General features: G+C 61.9%; 27 protein-coding genes and 1 pseudogene. 8 read left to right on the plus strand and 20 right to left on the minus strand.

Features of this window, described 5'->3' with window-relative positions; all coding sequences use genetic code 11:
* Positions 1-18: 18 nt before the first annotated feature.
* Entirely contained in the window at positions 19-879 is an 861-nt protein-coding gene (locus tag QP904_RS03515) for a sucrase ferredoxin (RefSeq protein ID WP_284835554.1), read from the minus strand.
* A 110-nt stretch (positions 880-989) separates the two neighbouring features.
* Between QP904_RS03515 and QP904_RS03520 the strand changes: the two genes are divergently transcribed.
* Entirely contained in the window at positions 990-1,547 is a 558-nt protein-coding gene (locus tag QP904_RS03520; protein WP_284835555.1) for an AMIN-like domain-containing (lipo)protein, read from the plus strand.
* Here the strand turns inward: QP904_RS03520 and QP904_RS03525 are convergent.
* Positions 1,544-3,067 (minus strand): DNA polymerase Y family protein, encoded by a 1,524-nt coding sequence (locus QP904_RS03525; protein WP_284835556.1) that lies wholly within the window; start codon positions 3,065-3,067, stop codon positions 1,544-1,546. The genes QP904_RS03520 and QP904_RS03525 overlap by 4 nt on opposite strands.
* Complete coding sequence (gene imuA' / locus QP904_RS03530; RefSeq protein WP_524811223.1) at positions 3,064-3,726, minus strand: DnaE2-dependent mutagenesis accessory factor ImuA'; 663 nt, start codon at positions 3,724-3,726, stop codon at positions 3,064-3,066. Before imuA' ends, QP904_RS03525 begins: the two co-directional genes overlap by 4 nt.
* A 64-nt stretch (positions 3,727-3,790) precedes the next feature.
* On the opposite strand from imuA', the gene QP904_RS03535 reads away from it, so the two are divergent.
* Positions 3,791-4,210, plus strand: a complete 420-nt coding sequence (locus tag QP904_RS03535; RefSeq protein ID WP_239205811.1) for a hypothetical protein — start codon at positions 3,791-3,793, stop codon at positions 4,208-4,210.
* Between the two features lie 137 nt (positions 4,211-4,347).
* On the plus strand, positions 4,348-5,385 hold the full coding sequence (locus tag QP904_RS03540; protein WP_248099801.1) for an HNH endonuclease signature motif containing protein: 1,038 nt from the start codon (positions 4,348-4,350) through the stop codon (positions 5,383-5,385).
* A gap of 65 nt (positions 5,386-5,450) precedes the next feature.
* Here the strand turns inward: QP904_RS03540 and guaA are convergent, their stop codons facing one another.
* Positions 5,451-7,025, minus strand: a complete 1,575-nt coding sequence (gene guaA / locus QP904_RS03545; RefSeq protein ID WP_023020633.1) for a glutamine-hydrolyzing GMP synthase — start codon at positions 7,023-7,025, stop codon at positions 5,451-5,453.
* 33 nt (positions 7,026-7,058) lie between these two features.
* On the opposite strand from guaA, the gene QP904_RS03550 reads away from it, so the two are divergent.
* Entirely contained in the window at positions 7,059-7,430 is a 372-nt protein-coding gene (locus QP904_RS03550; protein ID WP_023020632.1) for a hypothetical protein, read from the plus strand.
* A gap of 103 nt (positions 7,431-7,533) precedes the next feature.
* Here the strand turns inward: QP904_RS03550 and QP904_RS03555 are convergent, their stop codons facing one another.
* Positions 7,534-8,697: a GuaB3 family IMP dehydrogenase-related protein gene (locus QP904_RS03555; RefSeq protein ID WP_259824964.1), complete on the minus strand. Its 1,164-nt coding sequence runs from the start codon at positions 8,695-8,697 to the stop codon at positions 7,534-7,536.
* 7 nt (positions 8,698-8,704) lie between these two features.
* Complete coding sequence (guaB, locus tag QP904_RS03560) at positions 8,705-10,225, minus strand: IMP dehydrogenase (RefSeq protein WP_200288244.1); 1,521 nt, start codon at positions 10,223-10,225, stop codon at positions 8,705-8,707.
* Between the two features lie 118 nt (positions 10,226-10,343).
* Here guaB and QP904_RS03565 point away from each other — a divergent pair, with 118 nt between their 5' ends.
* Positions 10,344-10,715 (plus strand): DUF5319 domain-containing protein, encoded by a 372-nt coding sequence (locus QP904_RS03565; protein ID WP_005326826.1) that lies wholly within the window; start codon positions 10,344-10,346, stop codon positions 10,713-10,715.
* Positions 10,716-10,718: 3 nt separating this feature from the next.
* On the opposite strand, the gene QP904_RS03570 is transcribed toward QP904_RS03565, so the two are convergent.
* Together QP904_RS03570 and QP904_RS03575 are read right to left on the minus strand one after the other, a co-directional pair.
* Positions 10,719-11,474: a hypothetical protein gene (locus QP904_RS03570; protein ID WP_200288245.1), complete on the minus strand. Its 756-nt coding sequence runs from the start codon at positions 11,472-11,474 to the stop codon at positions 10,719-10,721.
* Between the two features lie 65 nt (positions 11,475-11,539).
* The gene (locus tag QP904_RS03575) at positions 11,540-12,112 is read right to left on the minus strand and encodes a sigma-70 family RNA polymerase sigma factor (protein WP_049359746.1); all 573 of its coding nucleotides are present in this window, start codon (positions 12,110-12,112) and stop codon (positions 11,540-11,542) included.
* Positions 12,113-12,418: 306 nt separating this feature from the next.
* Between QP904_RS03575 and QP904_RS03580 the strand changes: the two genes are divergently transcribed.
* On the plus strand, positions 12,419-12,721 hold the full coding sequence (locus QP904_RS03580; protein WP_023020627.1) for a WhiB family transcriptional regulator: 303 nt from the start codon (positions 12,419-12,421) through the stop codon (positions 12,719-12,721).
* Here the strand turns inward: QP904_RS03580 and QP904_RS11785 are convergent.
* The 5 genes and pseudogenes from QP904_RS11785 to QP904_RS03605 form a co-directional block, all read right to left on the minus strand.
* A pseudogene (locus tag QP904_RS11785) lies at positions 12,718-13,071 on the minus strand (hypothetical protein); the annotation flags it as partial. The gene QP904_RS03580 and the pseudogene QP904_RS11785 overlap by 4 nt on opposite strands.
* An 85-nt stretch (positions 13,072-13,156) precedes the next feature.
* A complete protein-coding gene (groL, locus tag QP904_RS03590; protein WP_200288246.1) occupies positions 13,157-14,773 on the minus strand; it encodes a chaperonin GroEL in 1,617 nt (538 codons plus the stop codon).
* A gap of 8 nt (positions 14,774-14,781) precedes the next feature.
* The gene (groES, locus tag QP904_RS03595; RefSeq protein ID WP_005322702.1) at positions 14,782-15,075 is read right to left on the minus strand and encodes a co-chaperone GroES; all 294 of its coding nucleotides are present in this window, start codon (positions 15,073-15,075) and stop codon (positions 14,782-14,784) included.
* A gap of 186 nt (positions 15,076-15,261) precedes the next feature.
* Positions 15,262-16,503, minus strand: coding sequence for an FtsX-like permease family protein (locus tag QP904_RS03600; RefSeq protein WP_200288247.1), 1,242 nt, complete (start codon positions 16,501-16,503; stop codon positions 15,262-15,264).
* A complete protein-coding gene (locus QP904_RS03605) occupies positions 16,487-17,092 on the minus strand; it encodes an ABC transporter ATP-binding protein (protein WP_023020623.1) in 606 nt (201 codons plus the stop codon). Before QP904_RS03605 ends, QP904_RS03600 begins: the two co-directional genes overlap by 17 nt.
* A gap of 112 nt (positions 17,093-17,204) precedes the next feature.
* Between QP904_RS03605 and QP904_RS03610 the strand changes: the two genes are divergently transcribed.
* Both QP904_RS03610 and QP904_RS03615 read left to right on the plus strand, forming a co-directional pair.
* The gene (locus tag QP904_RS03610) at positions 17,205-18,356 is read left to right on the plus strand and encodes a sensor histidine kinase (protein WP_284835557.1); all 1,152 of its coding nucleotides are present in this window, start codon (positions 17,205-17,207) and stop codon (positions 18,354-18,356) included.
* Entirely contained in the window at positions 18,353-18,988 is a 636-nt protein-coding gene (locus QP904_RS03615) for a response regulator transcription factor (RefSeq protein WP_200288249.1), read from the plus strand. The genes QP904_RS03610 and QP904_RS03615 overlap by 4 nt, the downstream gene beginning before the upstream one ends.
* Before the next feature lie 18 nt (positions 18,989-19,006).
* On the opposite strand, the gene QP904_RS03620 is transcribed toward QP904_RS03615, so the two are convergent.
* From QP904_RS03620 to QP904_RS03650, 7 genes are all read right to left on the minus strand, one after another.
* The gene (locus QP904_RS03620; RefSeq protein WP_284835558.1) at positions 19,007-20,443 is read right to left on the minus strand and encodes a purple acid phosphatase family protein; all 1,437 of its coding nucleotides are present in this window, start codon (positions 20,441-20,443) and stop codon (positions 19,007-19,009) included.
* Between the two features lie 122 nt (positions 20,444-20,565).
* The gene (locus tag QP904_RS03625) at positions 20,566-20,994 is read right to left on the minus strand and encodes a hypothetical protein (RefSeq protein ID WP_239208230.1); all 429 of its coding nucleotides are present in this window, start codon (positions 20,992-20,994) and stop codon (positions 20,566-20,568) included.
* 91 nt (positions 20,995-21,085) lie between these two features.
* Positions 21,086-22,129 (minus strand): tRNA (adenosine(37)-N6)-threonylcarbamoyltransferase complex transferase subunit TsaD, encoded by a 1,044-nt coding sequence (gene tsaD, locus QP904_RS03630; RefSeq protein ID WP_284835559.1) that lies wholly within the window; start codon positions 22,127-22,129, stop codon positions 21,086-21,088.
* Between the two features lie 19 nt (positions 22,130-22,148).
* Positions 22,149-22,631 (minus strand): GNAT family N-acetyltransferase, encoded by a 483-nt coding sequence (locus tag QP904_RS03635; RefSeq protein ID WP_248099809.1) that lies wholly within the window; start codon positions 22,629-22,631, stop codon positions 22,149-22,151.
* Positions 22,628-23,335, minus strand: coding sequence for a tRNA (adenosine(37)-N6)-threonylcarbamoyltransferase complex dimerization subunit type 1 TsaB (gene tsaB / locus QP904_RS03640; protein WP_239208227.1), 708 nt, complete (start codon positions 23,333-23,335; stop codon positions 22,628-22,630). The genes QP904_RS03635 and tsaB overlap by 4 nt, the downstream gene beginning before the upstream one ends.
* Entirely contained in the window at positions 23,335-23,844 is a 510-nt protein-coding gene (locus QP904_RS03645) for a hypothetical protein (RefSeq protein WP_239208226.1), read from the minus strand. The genes tsaB and QP904_RS03645 overlap by 1 nt, the downstream gene beginning before the upstream one ends.
* A 163-nt stretch (positions 23,845-24,007) precedes the next feature.
* Entirely contained in the window at positions 24,008-25,597 is a 1,590-nt protein-coding gene (locus QP904_RS03650; RefSeq protein ID WP_239208262.1) for an aspartate:alanine exchanger family transporter, read from the minus strand.
* Positions 25,598-25,622 lie beyond the last annotated feature (25 nt).

The following is a 25,622-nucleotide window of genomic DNA, read 5'->3' on the forward strand; positions in this document are numbered from 1 at the left end:
CCGCTTGCCGACGGCGCCCTACCCCGCGACCGGCTCCACGCCGGTCGCTACGATGGCTTGGCCCGTCTTCGGGGCGTCACCACACGAAGAAACCACACCTTCTACCTCGCGCTCCTCGAGCGTCACGCGCCAGCGCCGGCCGTCAATGTGGCTGACCTCGCCGCTATCAGTGGCGGTGAGCTGGCCGTAGGAGAGCTCCTCGCCGGCGTCGATAAGCGCTCGGGCCACCGCCAACTCCGCCACCTGGCCGCGCGGGCCGAAAATACCGCGCCCGCGATTTACCGGGTAAAAATACTTTCCCCGCGCCGCCGCCGCAATCATCTGCGCGGCGGCTTCTTTATTCATTCGTCCAAAGGAATAGCCCCACGGCATGAGCATGACCGATGGCGCGAACCGGTGTCCCTTCGTGTGCGAGGTCTCCCAGACCATATCCGGGTAATCCTCCACCAGCTCCGCGGCCAACGGCCGCCCCTTGACCGCACAGCAGGTATCGCGCTTCGCGTGCGTACACACCAAAACCAGCGGTGTTTCCACTGCGCCGCCTCCATTGCGTCCAGGTTCTGTCAGATCCAGATCGAGGATTTTCTCTGGCCCTGTCAGTAGCACGAGTTCCATCACTCCCTGCTCGGCCCACACCAGGTAGCAGCGGTGCATCTTGCCTACCTGGCGGCCGTCGCGGCCCGGTCGGCGGATAAGCTGCAGCCCCGCCACGCCCTTCAGCTTGGCTTTGAGCTGCGCCGTGAGCTCCGGCCCAAAGGTATCGCCATCGAGCACGTCTCGCGACCATCCGCCCGGCCACTCAAAAAGCACATAGACGGATTCCTTCTTCGCCGTGCCTGGCAGCGGCTCTACCTGGATATCTGAACAGAACTCGGTCATATACCTAAGCCTAACCTTTCTGCATTTCAGCTCACACCCTTGGCCACAATTCGGCCACGAAATACCCCCTCGGCTATACAGTTCACGGCCGAAACTATAACCTAGGGGGCATGCTAAAAGTCCGTCTCGCCGCAACACTCCTCGTCGCCGCTTTTCTCAGCGGCTGCGTCGCCCAAGAGACGGACCGCACCACCATAGCTGCATCTGCGGATAACTCCCGGCTCAATCCACTAGGCCAGGCCAATATGGAAATGAAAACCCTCCGGCCGCAGGCCCCCTCCGAGCTCACGGTGACTAACGTGCGCATCGGCCAGCACGAGGGTTTTGAACGCGTTGTCTTTGAACTCGACGGCAGCGGCTCTCCCGGCTGGTTCGTAGACTATGCCGACACGCCCACGCAGCAGGGTTCTGGCAAGACTATTGACCACTCCGGCGAGACCGCACTCAATGTCAATATCGACGGCGTGGTCTACCCCTTCGAGGCGGGGAAGGACGATCCCCACATCGGCGTGGTGGATGCCCCCGTAGAGGGAGTCGTCACCCAGGTGGTCAATGGCGGTACCTACGAGGGCCGCTGCCAATTCGTCATCGGCATGACCTCGCGCAAGCCCTATTCCGTGCAGGTGCTCGATAACCCCACCCGCCTCGTAGTCGATATTCGCGATTAATAGGTCGCCTCCACCCGCCAGCGCCCGCCGGACCATACCAAAAGCCAGGCCCGCTGGTGCTCTTCGTGGTCGGCTTGGCCCACCACCTGCAGGCGCGCTACGTGCTGCGGGTTACTAGTCCACCACTGCGTATCCACCGGCCAGGGACCGGCCCAGCCCAGCACGCGGAAGCGATGAGCGCCCCAGCTCAATGCCACCGGCGCCCCCGAAAGGAGAGCCTCGGCGGTGACGAATACTTCGCGACGAGCGGCGTCGATAAGCCGGATGCGCGCGGCCGGATGATTAGGCCCACCGCCCAGCCGCGCAGGCAGGGGTGCCGGAATACGGCCAGGCCACTCGCCTTGTGGCGGTGCGTCGCGCTGCTCGCCATAGGGCACGTACTCGATGCGCTCGGCCACCCCACGGCCGCCCACCGCCCGCGGCTGCAGCACGCGGTCAACCCCCAGCTGCGATTGCACGCGAGCGATCACACGTTTGACCTGCTCCTGAGATCCCTCTCCGCCCCAGAGCCCGGTGGCGGACGGGGTGGCCACCTCCACCGGCTCCAGTGCGAGGCGGCGGATAGCCGCGCCCCCACCAGTGGCACGCGAGAGCCAGCCATCGAGCTGCCAGCGCACGCGGTCCGCGGTGGCCTGCTCCGTCAGCGCTTCCTGTGTGCGCCACACCCGCGCCAACTCCTCGCCGGTGCCAAACTCCGCCACCACGCGCAGCCGCAGGCAGACCTTGCCGGCCTCTTCCAAGCGGGCATGCAGCCGGGACGCTAGCTGACGGGCCGCGAAGGCCGCCGCGTCCACGCGCTCGATGCGCTCTTCCATTTCCACGGCCAGGTCTGGGCGTGCCAGTTCTGGGGCCACCCGCCTATCCGCACGAGCCTGGGCCAGTTCGTGCGCGCGACGCCCGGACTCACCGAAACGGGTAGCTACCTGCTTAAACGGCAGTGCAGCTAAGTCGCCCAGGCGGCGCACGCCCAACTTATCGAGCTGCGCAACAAACCCCGCATCAAAGCCCAAGGCCTCATCGGCGGCGAGCACTCCTATGGGCTGGGTGGCCAAAAACTCTCGCGAGCCGCCCTCTGGCACCACCGCGCCCATGCCACGGTGCCGGGCCGCGATAACGGCCGTAGCAATCTCATCGGCGACGCCGAGGGTGGAATCGAAGCCGGCGTACGAAGAGGCGTCGACAAGCATCTCTAATGCTTTCTCCCCGTGGTAGCGCAGCGCTGCGCCCGCATCCACAATGGCCAAACCAGGGCGCAGCACCTCCACCGAGGAAGCCACCGCATCCAAACCGGCCGCAACCTCCGCAAACGCCGCACCATCCCGGTCCGGGTTAGCCTCCACCACCGTCACCTCGGGGCACAGCGCTTGGGCCTGACGCAGGCGCATCCCCCGCCGCACGTCCGCCCGGCGCGCCGCCCTATCGCATACCGCCACCGTGTGATTGCGCGCAATGACCATAGGACCCTGCCCGCCGACGGCCTGGATGGGCCAATCCGGAAACCACACGGCCGCTACCCTCATACGGCCTCCAACCGGCGCCGCTGGCCCACCGTGAGCACCCCATGCACGCTAGCCTGCTTCGAGGTCACCTCAACGTCCATGTCCACGCCGCGAATGCGCCCACTGCCCTTGCCGACGCCCCGATAGGCACTCACCTGCGCCCCTATCTCCACCGCCGTGCCGGGCAAGCGCGTGCCCACCGTCAGCACCGCCGCGCGCCCGCCGCGCACCTTCGCCAGCACCGGCCGGGCCTTGGTTGGGCTCACCTCACCGGGCGGCCCATGATGGATGACTAGGTCCAGTCCTTCCGCCAATACCCCTGTCACCATCCAGGAATCCACGCCCGGATCTGGGACGGTTACCACACGTTCGATAACACCTTCCTCGGCCACTTGTGCGAGTAGAAGATCTGGCCACCCCACTACACCCACATGCCCACCGCGGGCCGTGAGGTGACAGATAAGCTCCACCACAAGCGCTGGACAGTTAGTACAGTGCACCACGTGCCGGCGCGCCAAGCCGCCCGCAGGAAGCAGACGTGCCAGGCCAGGAAGCGTATCTACCAGCTCCTCTTCCGGGCCACGCTCCATAGCGCGCATGCGAGTACGCAGCATCGCCACACGGTCCGACCCACTTAGTCCGGCCACCGCTTTTTCTAGGCGAACGCTCGTTTGATTCACCCGAATAGTATGAACCCTCACCCGGACACATGCAAGTGTATGTTCGAATGGTAGCCTTAGCGGCATGAACTTCAACGCTGCCTACGGTGCCATGCGCGAGCACACCACCCCCATTCCCACTCCGCCATGGGTGCGTTTGGGTTCGTCCATCCTCATCGGTGCGGCCGTGGCGCTTTTGGCCAGCCGCGCACATATTTTTGCTGCACTAATCGGGGCGCTCGTGTGCCTCGTGGCGGCTTTCGTTCTCGTCTTTGCCCACCCCTACCGCCACGCGATGCGCGATTATGCCACCAAGCGCAATGTCACTCTGGTTCCTAGCATCGCACAGCTCGTGCCGCTGATGATTCTGTGGCTTATGGTGATGCTCGCCCCCATCGTGGCCCTACCCGCGTGGGGCGCCGGCCTGGTATGGCTGGTGGTTTTTGGCCTGAGCTTTCTCGTCTTCCCCCACGTGGATGGCACGCGACGGCTCGCGTTTGCCTAATCTATACGACACTTTTCGGGGTTATCCACAGCTTTTCCGCCCCGCCTCGGGTATGTAGGCCGGGTTATCCACACAACTGGCCGCAGCGGTTGCGCCGGCCGTGCGCCGGTGTAGGTGCGCGTCGTAGCGTTGCAGGCATGAACGCACTCGAGACCTACCTCACTGCCTTAGGCCCCGGCATGGACATCATCGCCGGGTGCCAGGGCATGTCCGGGTCCGAGCTTATGGACCACGGCGCGCCCGATGCCATCGCGGCCGATCTGCTTCTTTTGTGTGAGAGCTACTTTGGCCGCACCAAATTTACCCGGCTACAGCGCCGTGCTATTGCCGACGCCCGTCGCAACACCCATTCTATCGCCACACTCACCGCCCTAGAGCGCATTGTTAACCGCGCCCCGAGCAAGAAACAGGCCTGGGAGCTACGCGCGGAGTGCTGCGCAATGACCGGCGCGATGAGCCATATTCTCAAGCACGCCCGCCGGCGCCTGGGCGAGATGAAAGACAACACCGTTACTCCAGGTGTGCGCACTTACCGACGCCCCAATGACTACTGGACGCTTGCCATCACCGGAACCTCTAGTTTCATCGCGGATCTCAACGCCGCGCTGGCCGCGACCGGGAAGCAATCGCTCGAGGCGGTAGAAAAAATTTTCTTTGACCAGGCAGCGGCCGCGCGGGCAGAGGTGATAACCAATGCCATCGTGCCATTAGACAAATTCATTCGCATCCGCGACGGCCACGGCGACGATATCGAGCTCGACCTGACCAATGGCGCCACCATTACCGGCACCGAATATCTGCGGCGCGTACTCAACGACGTCGGCTTTTCTGGCGATAGAGAAACCGGCTACGTCACGCTCGTGCACCCCGAAGAAGGGCCGGTCAACCTCTACCGCACGGCGCGCGTGGCCAATGACAAACAGCGCATCATGGCCGCTGCAGAAAACCCACGCTGCGCCTGGCCGGGCTGCAACCAACCGGCCGATCTCTCCCAGGTCCACCACCTCAAGGCGTGGAGTAACGGTGGGGAGACGAATATGAAAAACCTGGTCATGTGCTGCGCCTACCATAACGGCGTCAACGATGATGACCCCAACGCTCCGCCCCGGCGCGGCCGCCTCGAGCGGGTGGGCGGGCGCATTGTGTGGCGTCCACCGTTTACCCCGCGCGAGTAAACACGCTCCTCAAACGCGCGAAAAGGCGCTCAGAGATAGCCTGAGCGCCTTCTACGCATGCCGTTTTACTCCCACTCGATGGTTCCCGGTGGCTTGGAAGTGCAGTCCAAGACCACGCGGTTGACGTCCTTCACCTCATTGGTGATGCGGGTAGAAATTTTCTCCAGTACCTCGTATGGCAAGCGGGTCCAGTCCGCAGTCATGGCGTCCTCCGAGGACACTGGGCGTAGCACGATCGGGTGGCCATAGGTGCGGCCATCACCTTGCACACCAACGGAACGGACGTCGGCCAGCAGCACGACCGGGCACTGCCAAATCTGGTCATCCAAGCCGGCATTGGTCAGCTCGGTGCGGGCAATGAGGTCCGCCTCACGCAGCGTCTCCAAGCGTTCCTCGGTTACCTCACCGATAATGCGGATACCCAAACCTGGGCCTGGGAATGGCTGGCGGTTAACGATTTCTTCCGGCAATCCCAGCTCGCGGCCGACGGCGCGTACCTCGTCTTTAAACAGCAGACGCAGCGGCTCAACCAGCTCGAACTCCACGTCATCTGGCAAACCGCCAACATTGTGGTGAGACTTAATATTCGCCGTGCCGTCGCCGCCGCCAGACTCGACCACGTCCGGGTACAGCGTGCCTTGGACGAGGTAGTCGACGGTGGAGCCTGCAGGGGCGTCGTCAAGCACGCCCGCAACCGCACGCTCAAAGGCACGGATAAACTCCGCGCCGATGGCCTTGCGCTTTGCTTCTGGGTCGTCAACGCCGGCCAACTTCTCCAAGAAGGCACTGCGCTCATCCGCAGTCACCAGCTTCGCGCCGGTGGAGGCGACAAAGTCCTTTTCCACCTGCTCACGCTCGCCGGCACGGAGCAAGCCGTGGTCGACGAAGACACAGGTGAGGCGATCACCGATGGCACGCTGCACCAGTGCCGCCGCTACAGCAGAGTCCACACCGCCGGAGAGGCCACAGATGGCGCGGCCGTCCTCGCCCACCTGAGCGCGAACGTCCGCGATGAGCTGCTCGGCGATATTATCGGCCGTCCAGTTCTGCTCTAGGCCGGCAATCTCGGTCAGGAAGCGGGTAAGTACCTCTTGGCCGTGCGGCGAGTGCTGCACCTCAGGGTGGTACTGCACACCGGCCATCTTCTTTTCCAGGCACTCCATCGCTGCAACCGGGGCACCGGCCGAAGTGGCCGTAACTTCAAAGCCTTCGGGAGCAGCAGATACGGCATCGCCGTGAGACATCCATACCTTATGGGTAGTCTCCAGGCCAGCGTGCAGTACGCCGCCCTTAACGTTCATATCGGTGCGGCCGTACTCACGCTCGCCAGTCGACGACACAGTGCCACCAAGAGCGTGGTTCATGGCCTGGAAGCCATAGCAGATGCCGAAGACAGGAATGCCGAGCTCAAGCAGCTCCGGCTTCAGGGCCGGGGCACCGTCAGCATAGACGGAGGACGGGCCACCCGACAGGATAAGCGCGGCGGGATCTTTAGCTTTGATTTCCTCCACAGACGCGGAGTGAGGGACAACCTCGGAGTAAATCTTGGCCTCGCGCACGCGACGGGCAATAAGCTGCGCGTACTGAGCGCCAAAGTCCACAACGAGGACGGGGCGCGGGGTAGTGTTTGGCTTAGTCACGCCCCATAGTCTAACCCACTAAACTGATAGCTTATGAAGCGCTTGGCTATTGTGCTCACCACCGGGCTATTGTTATGCGGTTGTGACGCTACCCCAACTACGGCCGAGGTGACGTCTGCGCTGGATGAACAAGGTCCACAACGGGTAACACTCCCAGCCGCAGAAGTCTTTGGAAGCAAGTGGGACGAGTGGGCTCCCTTATGCGGCACTCAGCAGGCAGAGCGCATGGGATACCCAGAAGTAGCGCATAATTCGGTAGTGCTGCGCGCGAAAGAGGAAAAGAAGGTTGTAGAACTCAATCCTGCGGGAGCACGCGTGTGCCCTGTCCACGATGCAGGACAATGGCGGCCGATGTCGCGCGAGACCACATGGAGGAGGGAAGGCGGTTGGCAGTTGGTTTCCTGACCACCCTCCTTCTCCGCCACGCTCTACCTCTCCAGAGGAAAAGAAAGCTTGAAGACAAAACGCGGCTGCGCCAAGAAAGCACAGCCGCGTTCGAGATTGCCGATTAGTGGCGGACGGCGAGCTCAACCTTCTGGAAGGACTTCAGGTCGGTGTAGCCGCACTTTGCCATGGAGCGGCGTAGCGCGCCGACCAAGTTGGTGCGGCCGAAGGGCTCGCTGGAGGGACCGTGCAACACCGTTTCAAGCGAAGGAGAGGCAGACTCTTCTGCAGCTTCGGCCGGGGTACCGGCGGTGAGGAAATCAACATCCAAGTCGGCATCAGCTCCGGAGAACTGAACGAAGCCGCGGGGGAAACGCGGGTGACCGGCCGTGGCGGGCCAGTACCAGCCTTTACCTCCGGCCTCGCGGGCCTGAGCAAGCAGTGGGCCGAGAGCGACACTGTCGGCGCCACAAGCAAAAGCCTTGGCAATATTGCCGGAGTTTTCAAACTCGGTATCGGCGATGATGTGCACGTAGCGGCCGCCAGTCTCGTCGAGGTAATCGCGGCGGGCTGCGGCGGCGTCGGCAATCGCAGTGGCCATGGCCGAGTCGATACCAACGGTCTCGGCGTTGGTCGTCACACCAGCGCCTACGATAACGCCGGCCGCGCCAGTGCGCATCAGGTGCAGCGCGGTGGTGTAGTCGGTAACTCCGCCCGCGATGACCGGCACATCCAGCGATCCGATGAACTCCTTGAGGTTCAGCGGCTCGCCCCCGGTAGCCACGTGTTCGGCCGAGACCAGGGTGCCCTGAATAAACAGCAACTCAGCGCCGGCCGCGATGACCTTCGGGGCCATCTCACGAGCATTTTGCGGAGAAACGCGCACAGCAACGGTGACACCGGAGTCACGGACTTGGGAGATGCGTTCGGTAAGGAGGGCGTCGTCAAGCGGGGCAGCGTGTAGCTCCTGAATGATGGAGTTATCGCCCGGCTGCGAGTAAATGCGAGCTAGAGCGCCCTCGAGGTCCTCGTGGCGGCCCCACAAACCCTCAGCATTAATGACGCCCAGGCCACCTTGCTTGCCCATCTCGATGATGAACTCGGGCGTGGCGAGCGCATCGGTGGGGTGGGACACGAAAGGGATGTCGAAGGTATAGGCATCGATGTGCCAGGTGGTATCCACGTCCTTGGAGGAGCGGGTACGGCGTTGCGGCACGATGGATAGTTGCTCTAGATCAAAGGTGCGGCGGGCCTCGCGGCCGATGCCAATTTCGGCGTATTCACGCATGATATTCCTAGCGGTAGTTTGGTGCTTCTGCGATTTGCTGCAGGTGGTGCGGGTGAGATTCCTTCAGGCCCGCGGCGGTGATTTGAACGAAGCGCTTGGTCTTTAGCTCAGCCAGGGTGGCGGAGCCGGTATAGCCCATTGATGCGCGCAAACCGCCGACGATCTGGTGCACAATGGCATCGATATCGCCGCGGAAAGGCACTCGACCCTCGACGCCTTCCGGAACCAGCTTGTCTTCGCTGCGGACATCGGCCTGGAAGTAGCGATCCTTGGAATAGGAGCGCTTTTCGCCGGAAAGTCCACGGCCCTGCATGGCGCCCATGGAGCCCATGCCGCGGTAGCGCTTGTACTGTTTGCCCTGGTAGACCACGATGTCACCGGGTGCCTCGGTGGTGCCGGCAAACATGGAACCCAGCATGACGGTATCGGCGCCGGCCGCTAGGGCCTTGGCGACGTCGCCGGAGTACTGCATGCCGCCATCGCCGATCACCGGTACACCGGCCGGGCCAGCTACCGCGGCGGCTTCCATCAGGGCCGTAATCTGCGGCGCTCCCACGCCAGCGACGACGCGGGTGGTGCAAATGGAGCCCGGGCCAATGCCGACCTTGATGGCATCCGCGCCGGCATCAATCATTGCCTGGGCGGCCTCACGGGTGGCAAGGTTACCGCCGATGACATCGACCTTGGAGCCAAAGTCCTTTTGGACGCGGGAAACCATTTCCAACACGCGGTTGTTGTGGGCATGGGCGGAATCGACGACGAGGGCGTCCACGCCGGCGTCGACAAGCGCGGCGGCGCGCTGGTAGGACTCCTCGCCGGTACCGATGCCGGCCGCAACCAACAGGCGGCCGGCCGAGTCCTTCGACGCGTTAGGGTACTGCTCGGACTTTACAAAGTCCTTGACGGTAATCAGGCCGGTGAGCTTATTATCCGCATCGACGATGGGCAGCTTTTCCACCTTATTGGCCGACAACAGCTCGAGGGCTTCCTCCTTGGATACGCCCTCGCGCGCTACGACGAGCGGCATGGCCGTCATAACCTCGCTGACCTTGCGATCAAAGTCAGGCTCGAAGCGCATATCGCGGTTGGTGCAAATACCGACTAAAGTGCCGTCCTCATCTACCACCGGCAGGCCGGAGATACGGAAGCGGGCGCACAGCGCGTCTACCTCCCCAATGGTCATATCCGGGCGGGCAGTGATGGGGTCGGTGACCATGCCGGACTCGGAGCGCTTGACTATTTCTACCTGCTCGGCCTGGTCCTCGGTAGACAGGTTGCGGTGCAGCACGCCGATGCCGCCCTGGCGCGCCATGGCAATGGCCATGCGGGCCTCAGTCACGGTATCCATGGCGGCCGAGGCAAGCGGGACGCCGAGGCGAATATTGCGGGTAAACTGCGCGCCGGTATCGACCTCGGAGGGCACGATATTGGATTCGGCGGGCAACAGAAGCACATCGTCAAAGGTCAGGCCGCGCAGGGCTACCTTGTTCGGGTCATCTCCACCAGTATGAATACGGTTCTCGCTCATCGAGGTCTCTCCTTAACAGGTTTAGCGGCTACCACAACTGTAGTGCTTTGCCGGCCGACGACACCATTTGGGCAGGGGTAAATTGCCTCGGGAGGGTAAGTTCAATAGGCTCGCAGGCGTGAACTTCTTCGCCAATATGCCCCGCGATCCTTTCGCCGATGACCCGAATGACCCCGCCTCCTTCCTGGAGGAGGACGAGCAGGTCATGCCGCTTACCGACGACGACCGAATCGCCATCATCCACGACCTCGCGCTGGTGCAGAAATTCGCGTCCATCCTCGGCCCGCGCGGCATCGATGGCATCTTCTTCCTGTGCGAGGATTGCCAGGAAAACCACTTCTACGAGTGGGATATCATGGCCGCAAATATGCGCGCCACGCTCGAAGGGGAGCTAGCGCCAGTACATGAGCCGGGCGCCGAGCCGGATCCCTCCCGCTATGTTCCCTGGGACTATGCCTTGGGATACTTGGATGGCCTAGAGGGCCGCTAGCTTCTACAGCTGCTGGCCCATATCGATGGTGGTTGTCGGCTCATCCTCAACGTTCGGGTTGGGCTGTGGGTTCTGCTGCGCCGGCTCCGTGACTACCACGGTTTCGGTGGCGTACTGAGTTTCGGTCACGGTAACCTGTTCCGGCTGCTGTTCCGGTTGGGAAGCTTCTTCCGCCACGGTTTCGGTGGCGGTCTCCGTCACGGTGTGCGGGGCGGGCTTCGGGTGCGCAGAGCGCTTGTGTTCCGCCTCACTGTTGGCGGCGATGGCCTTTTCTTCCTTGCCTTCGGCCGCGTCCAGCTTGGCTCGGGCATCCCTCATCAGTTCCCGAGCACCTTCAATATCGCCTTCGGCCGCGCGAGATTCCATCTCTTCCAGCGTTCCGGCCAGCTCTACATTGCGGGTCTTATCCCCTTTATCAAAAGTTCCGGCATGCAGCATTGCGCCACCGGCTCCAGCAATGACTAGGGTTGCAGCGGCCGCGCCAATGAGACCATGCACGAAAGGCCCGCCGCGGCGACGCTTGCGCACCTTACCAAGATCAATAACCTGAGGCTCCGCCTCAGCGCCTTCTACCAGCGGGGCCGGAGGCATGTGCTTGTCGACGTCCCCCTTTAACTCCAGCAGCAACCCCGCCAGGTCATCCTGACGGTCGGAAGGGTCGTTGCCTTTCGAAAGCTCAGTGAGGAATGCATCATCATCGACCAAGGGCTGGAGCTGGTCCGCTAGGTCGTCGTTATCGCCGTGGTGCTTAGAAGCCATGATGGTGTCTCTCCCCCTTCCTTTCTGTTATGAAATACCTGCTGTGAGATTGGGCCACAAGCCCCTTAGTGTGCAGTTTCCTGCGCGACTTGGAGGGTCTTTCGCAATTGAGCTAGTGCTCGGTGTTGTGCCACACGGACCGCGCCTGGAGTGGAACCCACAATTTCCGCAGTCTCTTCTGCTGACAAACCGTTGAACACGCGCAGAATAACGATGTTTTTCGCCTTATCACTTAATGTATCGAGCAAGGCGCGCATTCTGTTACTACCGTCGGCCTCTAGCGCCCACTCTTCAGGAGTGGCTTCACGCGCGGAGTCTTCCGGAATTTCTTCGGTAGGCGTGGACTTATCGCGGCCCATCGCGCGGTGAGCATCGGTGACCTTATTAAATGCGATGCCGTAAACATAGGCCATAAAAGGGCGGCCCTTGTCCTCATAGGAACCAATCGAGGTAGCCACTGCTAGGCAAATCTCTTGGGCTACATCTTCCGCGGTGGGTTGGCGGCCGCCGCCAATACGGGCGCGGCAGTAGCGCAGCACCTGCGGGTGAATGATCTGCAGGACTTTTTGCAGCGCTCGACGGCTGCCGTCGACGGCATGCGGAACGAGATCCGCTAGCTCCTGTTCCCTATCACTCACGTATGCACCCTCTGAGATGTTTTCGACCGGTAACTAACCATATTGGCACACGGGAAGTTTATGCAAAGGCAACGCGCAGCCCCATTAGCTATGCAAGCTGAGCGGCAGAAAATTCACAAACCGTTAACCTTCGGCGTTTGCGCTGGTAAACCGTGGTGTCGGTGGAGGAATCGCGAGGACAATACTTAAAAGTCAAAAATCGGTAACCCACCGTTTACCCACGCGCGAAACACTACGTGAGGTTGCTTTTCGCGACACTGCGGAAGCCACACAAGAATTCTCGCCCTTACAAAGGAGCTTAGTAACGTGTCTCAGCCTCATTTGCTTCCCGGTCCCACCGCTGACCTGTGGGATTGGCAGCTACAAGGCGCCTGCCGCGGAGAAAACTCGGACGTATTTTATCACCCGGATGGCGAGCGCGGCCGCGCCCGCGCCCAGCGCGAGAATCGCGCCAAAGCCATCTGCAATTCTTGCCCGGTCATTGATTTGTGCCGCGAGCATGCCTTGCAATCCGCCGAACCCTACGGTGTCTGGGGCGGAATGAGCGAATCCGAACGCGTGGTAGAGCTTCGCCAGCGTCGCCGCGCCGCCGCGCCGGTCAACGCTTAAGGCAGGAAAGTTAGGGGGAGACGAGGGCGTCGGCAAAAACGCCCCGTCACCGAGTCACGCTGTTCGGCTAAGTCTGCTGGCGTGCCGCTAAAGACCGCCTGGCCGCCGGCCAAACCGGCTCCGAGGCCCAAATCGATGGCGTAGTCCGCGTGCGCGAGCACAGCCAGGTTGTGGTCGATACGGATGACGGTATGGCCGGAGTCTACCTGCTCATCACGCCCGGCTCCACGTAGACCACACCCGCGCCGTTGCGCTTGAGGCAGGCACCCTCGAAACTCGCGGAATAAGAGTGCGGGTTTGATGCCATTGGCCTTGGCGAAGGCCTTGCGAACGGGGTCGGTATCACCGGTGACCTTGATGTATTCCACGGCCCTAGTCTAGGCACAACAAAACCCGCCGCGCGCAAAGCGGGGCGGGCGATGTTGGTAGCCCAGTTTAGTGCTGGTGGCCGTGACCGGTGTCAGCTGGCTGCTCTTCCTGTGGCTTTTCCACCACGGAGGCCTCGGTGGTAAGAACCATGCGGGCCACGGAGGTGGCGTTGACCACGGCCGAGTGGGTGACCTTGACGGGGTCGATGATGCCGTTATCGATGAGGTTGCCGTACTCAAGGGTATTGGCGTTAAAGCCTTCACCGTTGGTCATCTCAGCAACGCGGGAAACGACAACAGCACCGTCGAGACCAGCGTTTTCAGCAATCCAGTATGCCGGGCGGGTCAGGGCGCGGGCGACGGCGAGGACGCCGACCTTTGCTTCGCCCTCAAAGCCCTCAGCGAAGGACTCCAGCTCCTTAGAGATCTGGACCAGCACAGAGCCACCGCCGGCGATGACTCCTTCTTCCACGGCCGCGCGGGCCGCGTTGATGGCGTCTTCGACGCGCAGCTTGCGCTCGTTGACCTCGGTCTCGGTAGCGGCGCCGACGCGGATGACGGCCACGCCACCAGAAAGCTTTGCCAGACGCTCCTCCAGCTTTTCCTTATCCCAGGTGGAGTCGGTGCGCTCGATTTCGCGGCGGATCTGCTCGCGGCGCTCCTCTACCGCTTCAGCGGTGCCGCCACCATCGACGATGACAGTGTCTTCCTTGGTGATGGTCACGCGGCGAGCGGAGCCCAAAACGTCGAGGTCAGCCTCGTTGAGGTTAACGCCCACCTCTGGGTCGATGACGGTGGCGCCGGTAACGACGGCCAAGTCATCCATGAAGCCCTTGCGGCGCTCGCCAAAGTACGGAGCCTTCACGGCTGCGACCTTGAGCACCTTGCGGATGGAGTTGACGACGAGCGCCTGCAGCGGCTCACCCTCAACGTCCTCTGCGATGATGAGGGTTGGGCGGTTGGTCTCGGCGATCTTCTCCAGCAGCGGCAGGAAGTCCGGCAGGGAGGAGATTTTATTGCGGACGAGGAGCACAGCGGCGTCGTCCAGCACGGCGTGGTAGGTCTCTTCCTCCGTAGCGAAGTACGGGGAAAGGTAGCCCTTGTCAAAGGAAATTCCCTCGGTGACATCGACGGCGGAGTCGATGGTCTGGGATTCTTCGACGGTGACAACACCGTCCTTGCCCACCTTGTCCATAGCACCGGCAACCATCTCGCCGACCTCCGGGTCGCGGGAAGAGACGGTGGCTACCTGGGCAATCTCGGACGAGGAATTGACTGCGGTGGCGCGGGCCTTGAGCTCCTCCACGGCCTTTTCGGCCGCCGCCGCGATGCCGCGGTTAAGCTCGATTGGGTTAGCGCCAGCTGCGACGTTGCGCAGGCCTTCGAAGATGAGTGCCTGGGCCAGCAAGGTGGCGGTAGTGGTGCCGTCACCTGCGATGTCGTTGGTCTTGACTGCAACGGACTTAACCAGCTGGGCGCCGAGGTTCTCGAATGGTTCCTCGATGTCGATATCGCGGGCGATGGTCACGCCATCATTGGTGACGGTGGGGCCGCCAAAAGCCTTGGACAGCACGACGTTGCGGCCGCGCGGGCCGAGAGTGACCTTGACGGCATCAGCCAGCGTATCGACGCCGCGCTGAATTCCCTCGCGGGCTTCTTGGTCGAATGCAATAAGCTTTGCCATAGTGAGGCCTACTTCTCGATGACGGCGAGCAGGTCACGGGAGGACAGCAGCAGGTACTCCTCACCGTTGTACTTCAGCTCGGTGCCGCCGTACTTGGAAAAGACCACGGTATCGCCCTCGTTGACGCCTACCGGGGTGACCTCACCCTTGTCGTTGGTGCGGCCTGGGCCTACTGCAACGACGGTAGCTTCCTGCGGCTTTTCCTTAGCGGAATCCGGGATAACCAGGCCGGAAGCGGTGGTGGTTTCAGCTTCTACGATCTGTACGAGGACGCGGTCCTCGAGAGGCTTAATGTTTGCCATGATGTTTCCTCCGTAGTGTTCGTATGCGCGCCGGTATGGCACGCGCGTGCCGGTTGTGGATGTCCAGCACAGCCGTCGTCGCGGGTGAACAACTGTGGGTCAAACAACCTGATTAGCACTCTACCCTCGCGACTGCTAACCCTCAACAATGACCCGGCCCACATTCTTAAGCCCTCAGCGATCCTTTCAGCGCTCCCGATTCCCCGCGCGTACAAAGCCGGCAAGCGCCAGCTTGACGACGCCCAGTGCGATAAACATCGCACCAAAAATCACGGCGAAGGCCGGCCACCACAGCTGCTCCACCACCGTCCGGCCGAAAGGAACCTGCGGGGTGAGCAGGTGATGGAGTGGGAGGAGCGTCGCCAAGCACAGTGCACAGACCACGCCGGCCGCGGTCAGGGTGAGGCAGGCCGCCTCCCCCACCTGCACGCGGATCCAGGCTAGAGGAGCGGCGCCGGCGAGGGTGAGGCCGCGGATATCGGAGGCGATGCGCCCATGCATGAGCAGCGAGGTGAGCACGGCACTCACGAGGCTGGGGGCAAAGACAGGCCCTAAAAGGGCGACGAAGACCTGCCAGGACGATAGGGTGCCGCCGGCGCCTGCGGAGCTTTCAAAGCGCAGGCCAGAGCCTACGGCGACGATAAACCCACCGACCAGCACCCACGGCACGATGTGCGGGGTGGAAAAACGCCGGCGCACGCGCACATTGGCCCCAGCGATGCCGGCCGCGCGGCTCCATTGGTCGATAGCGGGCATAAGCCAGGGCCAAAAGAGGGCGACGAGGATGACCAAGCCCATCTCGGCCGAGAGAAGATCGCCGGGATCGGCAATGTGCAGGCACCCGTAGACCGTGCCGCCGAGGGCCGCGGCCGCAAGTACAAATTTCACCACGGTCCAGGCCGGGTGTGCGGTGGTGCGCGGCCGGAAGACTCGGCGCAGTGGAGGCAGCGCGCCAACCAGGGCCGCGGACATGCAGACTATGACCGCAATGACCGTGACCTGGCCGGTAATGACAATGTCGGGCATGGGGATGCCATCGCTGCGCAGCGCGCGCACGCACGGTGCAAGCAGCGGGCGGGCCGGCAGTACGCCAAGGAGCCCTGCGGCCGCGCTGATTACGGCGACCTGGCCCAGAATGAAGGCAATAATCATCCACCCGGGCATCCCCACCATGCGCCAGGAACGGTAGACCGGCTCGCGCTCGGCGATGATAAGGCGCATCTGCGATAGCGTCACCAACACCACCACGCACAGGGCCATGCCGAGTACTGTGCCGCCCACCGGGCCGGCGGGGTTTTCTTCGGCCCCGGAGGAGGCGACCAGCATGGCTAGCGCCAGGGTGCACGAGGTGGAAGAGACCACCAACGTCAGCGCCACGGCCAGCCACGATAACCAATTGGACTGTAAGTCCTTAAGCCACACCAGCATGGGCTACCTCCTCAAGGGAAATAACGCGGTCGGCCGCTTCAGCGGCGAGGTGCGAGTGGGTCACCATAATCACGCTGGCGCCATCGCGGGCGGCGGTGCGCAGGTGGGAAAGGACGGTGGATGCGGTGGCGTCGTCAAGCGCGCCTGTGGGTTCGTCGGCGAAGATATAGGGCGCTTGAGCCAGCAGGGCCCGGGCTACAGCCACGCGTTGTTGCTGACCACCGGAAAGCTGTGCGGGCAGGCGGCGCTCCAGACCAGCAAGGCCGAGCGAATCAAAGACCTCCGCCACCCGGCTGCGTGACGGGCGCCGGCCGGAAAATCGCGCGGTCAAGGTGGCATTGCGCTGCGCATTGAGGGATTCCAAGAGGTTATAGTCCTGGAATACAAAGGCACGCTGCCTGCGCCCCGGCGCGTTGACTTGTCCGGAAGTGGGTTTATCCAGCCCGGATAGCAGGTTTAGGAGCGTGGTTTTACCGCTACCGGAAGGCCCCATGATGGCGACGAATTCGCCCGGGGCGATGGAAACAGTGACCCGCTTGAGCACAGTGCGGCGGCCGTAGCGCTTGGTGAGATTTTCTGCTTTTAACATGCCTTTGATTCCACTCGGCCGCGCAGAAGAAAGACATGGGGCGGGCTGCCCAGAAAATGGTAGAGCTAGCTCTACTGCTCCACGCCGGGTAAGGCGGCTAGGCTCTTGGGTTATGCGAACCCTCAAAGCCTGCGCGTGGAGCCTTGTCCTTGGCGCGCTATTTATCCCGGCGTTGGTGGTTTCGGTGCTGATGCTGCCGTGGGTTCCGCTGGTGGGACGCGCCGCGGAATTTGTCGGCCGGTTGGGTGCACGGTGGATGGGCGTGGAGATCCCTTCCCGGCGTGCGGGCCGGTGGTTTGATTGGCAGCAGTTTTATCACCTTATTATGCAGCTATTGCTTTCAGCTGCCTGCTTTGCCGCGTGGACTGCCTTGGGTTTTACGGCGGGTGTGCTGGTCATTGCGCCATTCGTGCCAAAGACCGAATTCTCCTTTGGCGAGTGGTCTACCACCAACCGGCCGCTCATTTTCTTTACCTGCTGGCTCACCGCGCCGTTGCTGGTGGCTTTATTGGTGGGGCTCAACCGCCTGTTGGTCTTGGCGTCGACCTCGTTGACTCGGCTGGCGTTGAGCCCCTCGGCCGAGGAGTTGGCGGCCTCGCGCGCCACGCTTATCGATGCCTTCTCCGGCGAGCGCCGCCGCATCGAGCGCGAGCTGCACGATGGACCGCAGCAGTACCTGACCGCGCTCAAGCTCAACTTGGCGGCGGCGAAGTTGCAGGCCCCGTCCGAGGCGCTGCCTGCTTTGGCCGATGCGGAACATAATACTTCTTTGGCCCTGGCTTCCCTGCGCGCAACGGTGCGCGGCATTGCCCCGCAGGTGCTTTTCGACGCCGGGCTTATCCCCGCCCTCGACGAGCTACTCGCCCACTCCGGGCTGGAGACTGAACTGCACGTGGACGGGCCGGAACGCTCCGTGGACGAGACCACTGCCCTGCTGGCCTATCATGCGGTGGCCGAGGCACTTACCAATGCCTCCAAGCACGGCGCGGCCACCGAGGCGAAGGTAACGGTTACTTTCGGGGACATGCTGCGCCTGGACATCGTTGATAATGGCACCGGCCCCGACCTCAGCCCCACGGCCAAGGCGTCCACCACGGACGCGGCGACAGTCGCCACGTCGGGAGCCGGTACCGGCATAGCCGGGCTACGCGAGCGCGCCGCCGCACTGGGCGGCACGCTAAAACTTGCCGCGGCACACGAGACTGCCGCGGGCGAACGCGGCGGCCGACTACTAGTCGAGCTGCCGCTGAAGGAGGCGGAATGAAACTATTACTCGCGGAAGATTCCGCGCTGCTGCGCGCCGGGCTCGAGCAGCTACTCAGCTCTTTGGGCCATAGAGTTACAGCCGCCACGGATGCCGAAGAACTGCGCGCAATCGCTGGGCGAGAAGCCTTCGACCTCATTATCAGCGATGTGCGCATGCCGCCCACCATGACTGACGACGGCCTGCGAGCCGTCCATGACCTGCGAGCGCTAAACCCTACCCAACCAGTGGTGGTGCTAAGCCAATACGTAGCGGCAAGCTACCTCGACCGCCTCTTGGAGCACGGGGGATTTGGCTATCTGCTCAAAGAGCGCGTCTCTGATGTAGAGGAATTCGTGCGCACGCTCGACGAGGTCGCCCGCGGCGGCACCGTGGTGGACCCAGAGGTGGTTACGGCACTGCTGTCTGCAAAGCGCACTGGCCTCGCCCAACTCACCGCCCGCGAACGGGAGGTGCTGGGACTGATGGCGCAGGGGTTGAGCAATAAAGAAATTGAAGACACGCTCGTTCTTAGCGCTGGCGCGGTAAGCAAGCATGTCTCCAATGTTTTTACGAAGCTCGGGTTCCTGCCCGAGGATTCTAACCGACGGGTCAAGGCCGTGCTGGCGTGGCTGCGCCACACCGAGCGCTAATAACGCCGGCGACGCGAGCTACTTCTTGGAGCTGAGTCCACTCAAAGCATCGCTGGAGCTCAGGGAGCTGCCGCCTTCCGGATCCTGTGGCACCTCTGGGGTGTCGGGGTCGGTAGAGGCGTCGGCAGGCGCAGCGCCACGGTCCTTCTTCTTCAGCGAAACCTTGTCTACCAGGGTGTTATCGGCTTCGTTGAAGGTAGCGAAGGTGAGCTTGTCATCGGAGACATCCACGCGCATGTAGTCCTCGGTGTAGTCCTGGCGCCACATGGCGGTGGACTCATGGGCGAGCTTCGGATCGATGGTCTCCATGCGTGCGCCCTTGTGCTTCTGATTATTAACGTCAGTGAAGTCGTAGTACTTGCCGCCACCCGCGGTGGTGGTGGTCAGATACAAGGCCTCACCATCCTTGGGTTCGAGGACATCGCCGCGCTGCGGCTTCTTTTCTGGCAGAACTGGCTTGTTGTTTTTCATCAGGTGGCTGCGGGTGTAGATGTGGTCGTGGCCGGAGAGCACGGCATCGACGTTGAGCTCAGAAAGCACCGGGGTGAGCTTCTCGCGCAGGTTGGTGACGTCCTTATCAAAGTGATGCGAGCCCTGGGAGTACGGGCCGTGGTGCATACCGACGACGATCCAGTCATTATCCGCGCCGCGGGATTCGATAGCCTCGCGTAGGAACTGCTCGTGACGGGCGATATCGGCGTCGGAGGAAGCATTGGAGTCTAGGCCGATGAAGAGCACGTTATTGCGCTCGAAGTAGTGGTCGCGGATATCGTCCGCCTGGTGCGGGTTGGAGAAATGCTCATCATGATGTTTCATGGTGAGGTTATAAGTTTCGTGGTTGCCCGGAACGGTATTAGTCGGGATGTGGCGGATTTCCGGGGCGGAGAAGTACGCATCGTACTGCGGCACCTGGGCGCCCCAGCCCTCTACCTGATCACCTAGGGACCAGATCATGCTGGCATTGGGCACATGGGAAGCCGCGTGAGCGATGGTTTTGCGCCATTGCTCCGCTTGGTCATCTACCTTGAGGTCCACGCCGATTTGTGGGTCCGCAACGGTGAGGAAAGACCACTCATCACCGTTGGAGCCGGTGTTGAAGGTTTCTGGTTCGGACCAGCCGCTTTCCTCGGAACCGACGCGATAGGAGTACTCGGTATCCGGCTGCAGATCGGTGGCGGTGGCGAACTGGGATTTATAAAGCAGGGCGCCGTAATCGCGTTCCTCGGCGCGGAAAGTCTTGGTGCCTTCCGGGCCGGTAACCTCGAGGACTTCGTCGGCTTTGGACTTGGTGCGCCACGTAACCATTACCTGGGATTCATCCTCGCCCGGCTGCAGGATGGTGCGGTAGATGGGCGAATCAGCGGCCAGCGCCGGGGTGGCGGGCACGATGGTGGCGGCACCGCCCACGGCAAGGGCGGTAACGAAGGAGGCGACGAAGCGCGATGATCGAAGCATACAGTTTTCACCTTTTGGAGTCTTAGAAAAAGCAGTACGGCTCCCTAGGACACCATAAGAATGTGAACACCGTATTACGAGCGCGCGAAAAGCGCTTGAACCCTACCTGTGAGGGGCTAGGTTTAAAGGCTCTTGGTGGAATTGATAACGGCCGCGCGCCAGAGCGTGTACTCCTCTGGGTTATCTTCGCGGTAGTTCTTGACGGCGCGAATGCCCTGCTCCACGGACTCGATGACGGCGTCAATGGTTTTATCTTCGCCCTCGGCATCAACGAAGATGACCGGACCACAAATGGAGCGGATGGGGTCTTGCAAGAAAGCGGCATTGCCGGTGGCGGCGGCGTTGCGCGCCAGGGAGGCTACTGGGTTGGGCTCGGCGCCTTCAGCCTTGGCTTCGGGGTTGTAGAGCGCCGCATAGGTGGTGCCGTCTTCTTGGAATACTACGGAGACGCGGTCCTCGGCGGTGCCGCCCAAGAACTGGTTGGCGTGCTCCAGCTCGAATTCCAGCTTGCGGCGGGTGAGATCAGGGTTGACAAGGAAACCGACGGTCATGAGAGAAAGCTCCTTCACAAAGCCAAGAGGGCATGAACGCCTTTTAGGGTACCGGCCCCGCACCCCGCCTGCAGAGCGAGAAAGAAGAACTTTAGGTTAACTGCGGCTCTTCTACATCCAGCTGGGTATCGGTGCCAACTCCGAGGCCAGAGGGCTGGGCACCTTCATGAATAAGCTGCGCACCAATGCCCGCGATCATCACGCCATTGTCGGTACACAGCGAAAAGCGCGGCACGCGCAGCTCGACCCCAGCGGCGGCACAGCGCTCGGCGGCGAGCTCGCGTAGGCGGGAATTCGCGGCCACGCCTCCTCCCAGCAGCAGGACGCGGGCGCCTGTATCTGCGCAGGCGCGGACGGCCTTAGCGGTCAGGACATCGGCCACGGCTTCCTGGAAGCTGGCGCAGACGTCTTCCACGCTGATGGTCTCCCCTGCCTTTTCGGCGCGTTCGACGTAGCGAGCCACGGAAGTCTTTAGCCCAGAGAAGGAGAAATCGTGGCGATGAGGGCCGCGCAGATCCTCGGGGCGGGACATGCCGCGCGGAAAATCGATGGTGGCTTTACCGCGGGCGGCGAGCTTATCAATCACGGGGCCACCGGGGTAGCCCAGCCCGAGGAGGCGGGAGACTTTGTCGTAGGCCTCACCGGCGGCGTCATCAAGCGTGGAGCCCAGCTCGCGCATGGGCTTGCCGACGGCCTCAACCTCCAACAGCTGTGTATGCCCACCCGAGACCAAGAGGGCCACCGAGTGCGGCAGCTCTTCGCCTTCCAGGTTGGCCACGGCAACGTGGCCGCCTAGGTGGTTAACGCCGTAGAAAGGCACGCCCCAAGCCGCGGCATAGGCCTTGGCGGCCGAGGCACCCACCAGCAAAGCACCGGCTAGCCCTGGCCCCACGGTGGCGGCGATGGCATCTGGCTTAGCGATACCCGCCTCATTCAGCGCCGCCTGCATGACCTGCGGCATGGCCTCAAGGTGGGCACGGGAGGCGATCTCCGGGACGACGCCGCCGAAACGCGCGTGCTGCTCCATGGAGGAAGCGACAGCATTGGCGATGATTTCCATGTGGCCGTCCTCGCGAAGCTCGACAATGCCCACGCCGGTTTCGTCGCAGGAGGACTCGATGCCCATGATCTTCATGACTGCTCCTTAAGTTTCTTTAACGCTCGGACTGGCGCGGGCGCACCATCACGTGCGCATCTGCTCCGGAAGGTTGGTAATAATTCTTACGCATCCCCTGCTTGGCAAAGGCATACCCCTCATAAAGGCCGATAGCAGGTTCGTTGCCTACCCGTACCTCGAGGAAGACCGGGGCGTCTTTAAGATCCGCAATATGACAAATATTGTCCATCATCATGCGAGCGATGCCGCGGCGCTGTGCGGCGGGATCGACGCCGATGGTGTGGATTTCAAATTCTGGATCAGCCGCTGGCCCCATCATGCCGATTCCCGCATAACCTAGCAGCACTGTGGATTCGTGCGCGGGGTCGAGCGCGCCTTCTACCCCGAAATAGAAGTTGAAGGGCTGGGCCATTTCCTGGTGGAAGACTCCGCTGGACCATGGGGTCTCTCCGGGGAAAAGGACCTTTTCCAGCTCGGCGCACCGGGGTGCGTCGGCCGGGGTCAACTCGCGCAGCTTCACAGTTCCACCTTGGGGATGGCGGCCGACAGCTGTTGCTGCTTCGGCGGAACCGCATCCGGGCGGCGTAGGTAGAGCGGCACAACGGGGGCCGGTTCCGCAGTGAGGTCAGCTACAGCCACTAGGGCTGCTGCGGTGGGATGGGCCGCGCGGTGCGGCAGCTCGGTCAGCTCCTCCGGTAGCTGAGCGGCGAGGCGCTCGGGGATGATGACCTCGGCAGTACCGGTGAGTCCCACCTCAACTTCTGCCGGCTTAGTTACCTCAGGACCAGAGATGCGCTGCACACCAGAATCGGTGGCGCGGTAGGTGGCCCAATAGATCTCTTTGCGGCGTGCGTCGGTAGCCACCAAGGCGGTGGCCTCGCCGTCCGCGTCTGCGGGGCTCGCGGGGAGGCCGGCAGCATGGGCGATTGCATCGTGGGTGCATACGCCGTGGAGGGGGATGGACAGGGCGTCGGCAAGCGCGGAGGCAGTCGCCATCCCCACGCGCAACCCGGTAAACGGGCCTGGGCCCACGCCGGTGACCACCGCATCTAGGTCGGAATACTCCATGCCTGCCTCTGCGAGGGCGTCAGTGATCGTAGGTATGAGCAGCTCATTATGAGCGCGGGTATCTTCCAATACGCGCTCGGTGGTCTGCCCAGTGGCGGTATCTACTACCCCGGTGACCAAGGCGGTAGTTGCCGTGTCGATCGCGAGGACGCGCATTAGCCAACCAGCTTCCAGGTTCCATCCTGACGCTGGAACGCCAAAGGCTGAGCGCCCTGGACCATCGGTACTCCGCCATCCAGGCTCTGGCCCTGCTGCTCCATGGCCTTGATTTGGGTATTGATCATTTCACAGACTTCGACCTTTTCCGGGTCCAGCTCTTCGATGAAGGGCTCAGTGCTCTGGGAGATGGCAACCGCATAGCTCTTGCCCTCTGGGACCTTGCCATCTTCAAAAGTGATGTCCTTGGTATCGATCTGTGCCTCTTTGACCTTATCTTCCTTCATGCCCGGGCAGATGAAGCCAATAGCGGCATAGTCCTTGCCGTAGACATCGGAAGGAATAAGGCTCATCGCCTCCAGGTTTTTCGGCGTCTTAGACAGCGTGGAGCTGAGGTTTCCCTCCAATGGATTGTCCTCGCGCAGGGTAGACGAGGCGAGGAGAACCATCATGACAACAATAAAGATGGCGATAATGGCGGCGGTAAGGTTGCGAGCGAATTTAGTCATGGGGTGAGTAAGGCTCCTTGAAAAGTTTTTAAGTTTCAGGCGGTGGGCGGTTTATCTGGCAACCGATGCTACCTGGTTAACCGCAACACAAAACCCACAGGGTAGTGCCTGCCAGTGTAGGCGGGCGACCCTGTGGGTGAGTAATTAACGCGATGTATTGGCGCTATAGCAACAACAGGAGCAATACCTGCGCGGCAATAATCTTGCCGATCATCGTGGTGGGATAAACCGTGGCCCATCCACGAGCTGCCAGCTCGGTGCCGGTTTGGTCACGAATATAGGCAAAGACCGCAGGGTTGGTGGTCATACCAGCCGCACAGCCCATGGCCTCGTCCCACTTCAGCTTCAGCACTAGCATGCCGATGACACCGATAAGAATGGCGGAGATCAAGGTGATGATAAGGCCCACGCCCATGATGGTCAGGGAGGACGGATCAGTTAGGGCATCGCGGAAGGAGGCGCCGGCCGAGGTGCCCACGCCAGCGAGGAAGAGGGTCAGTCCCATATTAGAAATGGTTTCGCGCGTGTGAAACGGCATCTGCCAGTTAAGCGGACCCGTCCGGTTGAGGTAGCCCAGCAGCAGGCCGACGACCACGGGGCCGCCGCCGAAGCCTAGCTGCAAGGTGGAGCCGCCCGGCATCGGAATCGGAATGAGGCCGAGCAACATACCCAGCGTCAGGCCGATAGCCATGGATAGCAGGTCCGCGTTACCCAAAGCAGCTTCAGAGTCACCGAGGTACTTGCGCACGTACGGCAGGCGGCTCGGGCTGGTTACTACGCGAACGCGGTCAGAATAGTTAAGCACCGTATCCGGGTGCGGGACGAGGTCTTTATCGCCCTTGCGGACACGAGCGATGATAAAGCCGTGGTCAAGAGCTTTGATCTCGCGGATCGACTTACCGGCAATATCCGGGTTGGACACGGTAACGCGGGTGTACTTTAAACCTGCATCCTCGGTCAGCTCCACTGGGTGTTCCTCACCCAAGACCTCGATGGCCTTATCGACGGCTTCTTCAGAGCCGTTAAGCAGATAAGCCTCACCCTCACACAGCGGCATTTCTGGAACAGCCAGGCGGTGGCGCTCTTCGTCAGAAATGATACGAGTAGCAACGACGGTCTGACCGGTTACGCGATAGATATGACCAGCGGTGTCATTAAAATTCTTGGTCAAGCGCACACCCTTGGCCACAAGCTCGGCGGGAATCATGCCCTCTGCGCGGGCATCTTCTTCATGGTTGACCTTGACCACCTTAGCGCCGATGGCGGCAACGAGAATAGCGCCGATAACCGCACCCGGGTAGGCCAGGGAGTAACCGACAACCGGGGTGGAATCGCCCACCATTTCCACCACGGCGGCCATACCCGGTGTGGAAGAAAGCGAACCGGCAAACATACCGGTAGCTTCTGGCGTGCTCAGGCCAAAGGCGCGGATGAGGCCAAAGCCTACGGCAACCAGGATTACCAACATTCCCAGCATGAATACCGTGAGCTTCCAGCCACGGGTCTTAAACTCGCGGACGAAGGAGGGCCCGAAGCTGAGGCCAATGGCATAAACGAAAATCGCCAAGCCAAATTGATAGACCAAAGGCGGAATTTGTATATCAGGATTGGCAGTAGAAAGACCCAGCGCCACAAACATCGCAGCCGCGGCACCGAGGGAGATGCCGAAGATCTTAATCTTGCCAATCGCTAGACCCACCGCCATGATGACGAAGAGAGATAGCAAAGGACTAGAGGCGAGAAAATTCAACACCTCAATAGAATTACGCACTGGTTAT

The organism is Corynebacterium nasorum (genome assembly GCF_030229765.1).
GTDB lineage: Bacteria > Actinomycetota > Actinomycetes > Mycobacteriales > Mycobacteriaceae > Corynebacterium > Corynebacterium kefirresidentii.